Annotated in this window: 5 protein-coding genes and 1 pseudogene; 1 reads left to right on the forward strand and 5 read right to left on the reverse strand. The window is 62.9% G+C overall.

Annotated elements, in window-relative coordinates; all coding sequences use genetic code 11:
• Positions 1 to 274: 274 nt before the first annotated feature.
• From QOC89_RS04075 to QOC89_RS04085, 3 genes are all read right to left on the reverse strand, one after another.
• Complete coding sequence (locus QOC89_RS04075) at positions 275 to 1678, reverse strand: methyl-accepting chemotaxis protein (RefSeq protein ID WP_323043850.1); 1404 nt, start codon at positions 1676 to 1678, stop codon at positions 275 to 277.
• Between the two features lie 404 nt (positions 1679 to 2082).
• Positions 2083 to 3072 carry an alpha/beta hydrolase gene (locus QOC89_RS04080; protein ID WP_323043851.1) on the reverse strand — a complete coding sequence of 330 codons (990 nt, stop codon included), beginning with the start codon at positions 3070 to 3072 and terminating at the stop codon, positions 2083 to 2085.
• Positions 3073 to 3292: 220 nt separating this feature from the next.
• Complete coding sequence (locus tag QOC89_RS04085; RefSeq protein ID WP_323043852.1) at positions 3293 to 4783, reverse strand: NAD(P)/FAD-dependent oxidoreductase; 1491 nt, start codon at positions 4781 to 4783, stop codon at positions 3293 to 3295.
• A 165-nt stretch (positions 4784 to 4948) separates the two neighbouring features.
• On the opposite strand from QOC89_RS04085, the gene QOC89_RS04090 reads away from it, so the two are divergent.
• On the forward strand, positions 4949 to 5629 hold the full coding sequence (locus QOC89_RS04090) for a TetR family transcriptional regulator (protein ID WP_323043853.1): 681 nt from the start codon (positions 4949 to 4951) through the stop codon (positions 5627 to 5629).
• Between the two features lie 108 nt (positions 5630 to 5737).
• Here QOC89_RS04090 and QOC89_RS04095 read toward each other — a convergent pair whose 3' ends face one another.
• Positions 5738 to 6931 carry a tetratricopeptide repeat protein gene (locus QOC89_RS04095; protein WP_323043854.1) on the reverse strand — a complete coding sequence of 398 codons (1194 nt, stop codon included), beginning with the start codon at positions 6929 to 6931 and terminating at the stop codon, positions 5738 to 5740.
• Positions 6932 to 7121: 190 nt separating this feature from the next.
• Positions 7122 to 7217, reverse strand: a pseudogene (locus QOC89_RS04100) (PspA/IM30 family protein); the annotation flags it as partial.

Below are 7217 nucleotides of genomic sequence, written 5' to 3' on the forward strand. Positions count from 1 at the left end.
CTGATGAGCGCGTTGTCACTGACGCTGAGTGTGCGAGAGCACGGATTCCAGATGTACCACTGCCACGACTGTGCGAGGGACCCGCTTATGAGCTGGCGGGTTGAGCGGCTTTCTTTGCTTATCTTTCATTGCCGCGGCAAAGAAAGTAAGTGCCGCCCCGCACAGGGGCGACGCTAATAGACCAATAAGAAGTCAAGGAAAGGCCAAAGAGTTAGATAAAGGAAAGGCCCACGCCATAAGCAAACAGACAACAAGCGCCGCAGGCAAAAAAAACTCAAACCTTATACCCAATCCGAACCCCACCCCAATGCCGCCCGGCAACAACCACAGGCGCCGACGCATCCTTCATCAAAACAAACTCCCCACCGCCCATATCGCGCCGATACGTCTGCAGCAAAAATTTCTTAACATGCGAAGCCGCCGCAATCCCCGTACGATCATCGAACATCCGCCGATTCCGGCAATTCGCCATATTCCACACCGCATCATCGCGCTGCGGCAGAGAAAATTTGAGGTTGTGAGTCGGCAAATAACCGCGCACATCAACAGCAGCACAAAACGCCACGCGTGGATCAAGCCCAAGCAAAGGCTCCTGAACAGCAGGCAACACGCGATCAGTAAAAGCAGTAAACCGCGTCATGAATTGAGCAGGATTGCTTCCGCTCACCGGCACATAGTTCTGATCGAACAGATCATCAATCGATATCTCGCCGCGAGCAACGGCGGCTTCAAACAGCTTGCTCACCGTCGCCGCAGCGCGCTGCACCGCCTCGATAAAACGCGTGTCTCCAGTTTCGACCCCGGTCGCCGCGGTGAGCTCGATCAACGTCTCGGACACGCCGAGCAAATTCCCCAGCCGGTCCTTCGCCTGCACAAAGTTCTCGCTCGAATCCTCGACGCCGCTCGCCATTTCCAGCACCTGTGCCTCAAGCCCGTTGCATTGCGTTTCTATATCGCCAGTCAACGCGGCAATCTGCCCCGCTTCCTCATTCAGCTGGGTAATGGCGTTGCCCGTCGCGTGCACGACGTCGCCGATCTTGCGGGTGCCTTCGCGGACCCGATGCGCGCGCGCCGTGTTCACCGAGCCCTCGTTGATCAATTGCTCGGTCTGCTGAGTGAGTTGCGCCAGCGTCGTCTCGATCTGGCCGGTCGCCTCCGCGGTCTTGGCCGACAGGTTCTTCACCTCGGCTGCCACCACCGCGAAACTCTTGCCGGAGTCGCCGGCGCGCGCGGCTTCGATCGCGGCATTGAGCGCCAGTAAATGCGTCTGGCGAGCGATCAGCGAAATCTCCTCCGAGACACGGCTGACGTGCGCCAACGCACTGCGCAGCGCACCGATCTGGCTCTCGATGACCGTCACGCCTTCCACCAGCCCATGGATGTCGGCAAGCGACGCCTCCAGTGTCTGCTGCGATGCCTGCACGCCGGTCGCGGCTTCGGCCGAGACGCTGCGCATTTCCCGCGCGGCAATGGCAATCCGGTGATTGCCGGCCAGCGTCTGCGCGGCGGATTCGCGCAGCGCACGGCATACCTGCGCCTGGCGCTGCACGCGCGCGGCAACTTCCTCGACGTGGCCCGATACGTCGCAGATCTCGATCCCCAGTTTGCCGGCTTGCGCGGCAATATCGCCAACGACTGCTTGCGAACGGCCGGCCCGGCGAAATCTGAAACGCGTCATGCTGGTCTCCTGATGGTGCGCCTGGCGCAGTCAATGAGCGCGTTCATCCAGTGCGGATGTCGCGTCTTCTCGACGCGTTTACGGCAAGCTTGCAAAGGACTGGATACGGAGTATCCCGCAGTCAATCGGTATCATGGACGCTCGGCTTGCAAATCCGCAGCCATTTTTTCTCTTACCGGCAATCCATGATCGACTCTTTCGCGCGCGTTTCGGGCTGGCAACAGCTCTATCACCTGTGGGAGCTGATCGTAATGCTCTGCAAGTTTCTCTGGGGGTTATTGCGGTTGCTGGGCGGCGGTTGAAGGGGGCGTGACGCGCGGGCGTGAGTTACCGGCGGTGCAGGTGCGCAGGCACACCGCACACCGCAACGGCGACACGACCCTCGCCTTGCGCGTGACAAAAGATCAGACCGGCGTACTGCGCATGCTTTCCGACACCGGCGCAGCCGCCGGATGTGAACCGAGAAATTCACGCAAATCAGCCATCACGCGCTCGGGCGCTTCTTCCATGGGAATGTGGCCGAGTCCCGGATACATCACCGATTTCGCTCCCGGAATACGGCTCGCGAATTCGGCCGCATGCGCCGTCGGAATCCAGCGATCCTTCGCCCCCCACAGCACCAGCGCCGGCACGTTCAGCGTCGTCAGCACGTCGGTGTCGACATCCTTGAAATCGAGCGTCGGCACCATCTTGCCGATCGCCGCGCGTGTGCCTTCGCCGTGGAAGAATTCGACGTAGCGCCGCAGCGTCACCGCATCGACCTTGCGCGGATCGCCATACACATTGCGTACCGCACTCTTGATAATGACGTCGGGCAGCCACCACGGCGAACTGACTCGCACCAGCGCGCTATTGAAGAGGCCGATGTAAACCGGCAGCTTCATCGGAAAACCGGCTGAGTCGATCAGTACGAGCTTGTCGACGGCCTCGCGGTGGCGCGCGGCATAATCCCACGAAATCAGGCCGCCGAGCGAGTTGCCGATCAGCGTCGCGCGCGAGATGCCGAGCGCCTGCATGAACGTGTCGATGAAACGCCGGTAGGTCGGCAGGTTCATCGTTTCGATTGCGCCGGAGTTCGAGCGCAGTGGCCCGGTCACGCCGAACGGCGGCAAATCGAGGCGGATGACGCGATGCTCGCGTTTGAGTTCGTCGGCGACCCGATTCCACGTGTGCAACGAAGACGCGAAACCGTGAATCATCACGATCGTAGCGCCGCTGCCTTCATCGACGTAATGCACGTCGGCGCCCATGATCTTGACGAACTTCGAACCGCTTTGCGTGTAGCGCCGCTGCAATTCGGCGCGCGGCACGCTGGTGATGCCGAGGCGCGCGGCGAGCGAGCGCGGCGGCAGGGGAGCGGTTGAGGTGGGCGCCGCGGATTCGATGCTTGCCATGGTTGTTGTCCCCCTTTGGTTCGAATTAGATCGTCGCTGTGCCAGCATCTGCATCTGCATCTGCATCTGCCTCTGCCTCTGTGTCTACGTCTGCATCAGCATCAGCATCAGCATCTGCCTCTCGTCCGCCGCCGCGTTGCGTCCTCCGCCTCCGCACGACCCGCATCAGACAATCGGCCGCACCGTCACCCGAATACCGCCTCAACCGCCGCACCCTTCCTTAACGCGCGAATCGATAGTCATGCGGCCGGACACGTCTCGTGCGTTTGCGAAAACTGAACGTGAAGCCCGGCCACAACGCTGTGACCTTGCCGCTCTTCGTCTGATACCAGCTCTGGCAGCCACTGACCCACACGGAGTGCTGCATCTCCTTTTGCAAACGCTCATTGAAATCGCGCTGGACGTCGTGCCGCAGGTTCATCGTGCGTGCGTTGCGGCGGCGCAAGACGCGCAGGCAATCGGCGATGTACTGCGCTTGCGACTCGATCATGTAGATCATCGAGTTGTGACCCAGCCCGGTATTCGGGCCGACCATCATGAAGAAGTTCGGGAAGTTGGCGACGCTGGTGCCAAGGTAGGCCTCCGGTCCATCGCGTAACCACATCGCGCCGAGATCGGCACCGTCGATGCCGGTGACATCGAACGGCGCGCCCACGTCGTTGACCTGGAAACCGGTGCCGCAGATGATCGCGTCGGCCTGGTGATGCGCGCCGTCTTCGGTGACGATGCCGTCGGCGACGATTTCGCGGATGCCGGTCGTCACCACGTCGACGTTCGGCTGGCCGAGCGCCGGATAGTAATCGCTCGACAGCAGCACGCGCTTGCAACCGAACCGGTAGTTCGGTGTCAACCTGGCGCGCAACGCGGGGTCCTTCACGCGCCGTTCGAGGTAGCTCAGGCCGAACTTCATCGGCAACTTCATCAGCTTCGGATTGACGACGAATGCAATCGCGCGCGACTCCAGCTGCCAGTAGATCGCATTGCGCACGAAGCGCTGCGTGAACGGCAGATGGTGGAACAGCCAATGCGCGCGCGGGCCGATCGGCTTGTTCGGCTTCGGCATGATCCACGGCGCGGTGCGCTGGAACAGTTCGAGTCGCGCTACGCGCGGCTGGATCTGCGGCACAAACTGGATCGCGCTGGCGCCGGTGCCGATCACCGCGACGCGCTTGCCCTCGAGCGGATAATCGTGATCCCAGCGCGCCGAGTGGAACAGCTTGCCTTCGAACCGGTCAAGCCCGGCGATCCGCGGCATGGCCGGCCGCGACAGCGGACCGCTCGCCGCGATCACCACATCGGCCTCGATGCTTTCGCGTGTACCGTTCGCATCGATCTCGACTTGCCAGGTTTGCCGCGCTTCGTCGAAACGAGCCGAGGCCACGCGCGCATTGCAACGCACGTAACGATCTACACCGTATTTGCGCGCGCAATGCTTGAGGTAAGCGAGGATCTCCGCCTGGCCGCCGAACGTACGCGACCACGCCGGATTCGGCTCGAACGAAAACGAATACAGATGCGACGGCACATCGCAGGCCGCGCCGGGATAGGTGTTGTCGCGCCAGGTGCCACCGATATCGCCGGCCGCCTCGTAAATCGTGAACGACGTGACGCCCATCCGCTGAAGGCGGATTGCCATGCCGATGCCCGCGAAACCGCTTCCGACAATGGCAATGCGCGGCGCGGCGGGTGGGGCGGATGTGGCTGACGTCACAGCGGGTCTCCGAAGAGGTGAGTGGAATCCCGGTGTCTACATATGTTGGAGTGTCTACACATGTCTACATCGGCACAATGCGCAGGGTAGACAACTGTGCACTTCGCGTCAAGATCGTTTAGAGTACGACTATCAAACACACGAGCCGCACGCTGACTGAAGCTCATGAAACACGTCCCCGAAGCGGCGCCCGCCGCGGATCCTGGCGCGCATGCCGCGCAAGACCTGGCGCCCGGCAAGCGCAAGCTGATCGAAGCCGCGTTGCGTCTGACCGCGGGCGGGCGCAGCTTTGCGAGCCTCGGCCTGCGCGAACTGGCGCGCGAGGCAGGATTGAATCCGAACACGTTCTACCGCCATTTTCACACGCTCGACGAGCTGGCGCGCGAGGCGGTCGAATCGGTCAGCCGCCGCTTGCGGCCGATGCTGCGGCGTGAGCGCTGGCTGGCCGCGCACGACGAGCCGCAGAGCGTGCCTCGTCGCGCGTGCGTGGCGTTTTTTGCGTTTGCCCTGGAGAACCGCGAGGCGTTTGTGAGCGCGCTGGCCGAGTATCACGGCACATCGCCGGCGCTGCGCGAGGCGGTGCGGAAGAACCTCAACGAGGTGTCGGCGGAAATGGCGGACGACGTCGTGCAACTCGGGTTGATGCCGACGCTCGCCCGCGCAACCGTCGACGAAGTCTGCACGCAGATCGTGCTGCAGCTGTTTCATCTGTCAGCGGAATATATCGACGCGGATGCCGCGCGCCGGGAGGCACTGATCGCGTATGCGGAACGTTTCGTCGTCCGGCTGTTCGCGGGGTCGATCCTGCTGGCGCAGCATGAACCGGCGAGCGCGCCGCGCCAGTGAGCGCGTAAAAGGTAGGGACATAAAAAACAGGCTCCATGCAGGAGCCTGTTTTCATTGCAGCTTCATCGATTAGCGTTTGATCGGTTGCGTCTCAAGCAGTGCTGCGTGTCAGGTATCGTTCCAGCCGCCGGAATCGTCGTTGCTGCCCATGTCGACGCCACCGCCGCTGTTGTCGTTCCAGTCGTTCGAGCCCTGGCCGAAGTCGAGGCCGCCGCCATTGCCGCCGTCACCGCCCCGGCGACGCGTTTCGTCATCGACAATCACATCGCGTTCAACAACCCGATCACGCCCGGAATTCAGCGCCTCGCCGAGCAGCACGCCGGTCAGCAGACCGCCCATGCCACCGCCGAAACCACCGCCGCCCTGTTGCACGATAACCGGCGGTTGCTGCTGATACGGTCCTTGCGGGGGATACGGCGCTTGCGGCGGGTTGCCGAAACGTTCGGCTTCCTGCGCATACGACGACTGCTGCGTGCCGGCGGCCGACGCGGCATACGGATCGGGCCGGCCGTCGGCACGGGCGCGCATGCTGCCGATGCGCTGCTCGAGTTCGTCGAGTTGATACGGCGGCACCGGATTCTTGCTGTTCGACAGCGTTTCGAGGAGGCCACGCAACTGTTCCTCGGTCGCTTCGACTTCCTTCTCCAGCGCCTCATGACCTGGTGCGGTGGAAAGCTTCACGTCGAGCTTCAACGAACGCACGGCGTTGAGCATCTCGGTCGCGCGCTTGAGTTGCACGCGACGATCGTCGTCGGCGCGCGAATCGTCTTGCGAGCGGGCGCGGCGCAAGGTCCAGCGCAGCACGAGCGCGATCACGCCGATCAGCAGAATGATGCCGACCCACATGCCGACGCCGGGACCATGCCGCTGCGGCGCTTGCGGCACCATGGCCGACTGCTGCTGCACCGCCGGCGAATTCTGCTGCACGAATGGATTGGCCGCGCGGCTAGTGGTGTTGCCGGCGGCACCGCCGGCACGTTCCGCGTCTTTACGGATACGCGCTTCGGTTTGCGCGAACCGGCTCGGGTCGGTGAAGCGGATTTGCGGGTCGAGCGTCTTGGCCTGTTGCACCTGGGCGAGGGCGTCGGCATAACGGCCTTCACGATCGAGCACCTGGCTGTACAGATAGTGCGCGCGCGCGTTGTTCGGATGCGCCTGCAGCACTTCGCTCAAGCCGGCGTCGGCCTGCTGCCAGTTGCCTTGCGACATGGCGGATTCGATCTGCTGGACAGTCGGTACGGCGAACGCCGCAGCCGAGACGAACAGCAGTGAGGCGAATGCGCTTGCGAGAAATTTTTTCATTTACGGACCGGACGCGATGCGCCCGTCTCCTTCAGCGATTCCGGCGGCCGGCGATTCCGGTGGCCGGCAATCCGGCGGCCGGCGGTCCGGCGGCCGGCGGTCCGGTTGCGGTGGCACACCGGCGGCCGGCGATGCGGTGGCGGTTCCGGTTGCGCACATCACGATGGCGACCGGTTCACCTCCAACGCAATTACTGGGCCGGTGTGTTGATCTGCTTCTTCAACGCTTCGAGACGATCTTCGACGGAGGGGCCACGGTTCAGATCCGCGAGCTTGTCGTCGAGTGC

This window comes from Paraburkholderia sp., from assembly GCF_034668105.1.
Taxonomy (GTDB): domain Bacteria; phylum Pseudomonadota; class Gammaproteobacteria; order Burkholderiales; family Burkholderiaceae; genus Paraburkholderia.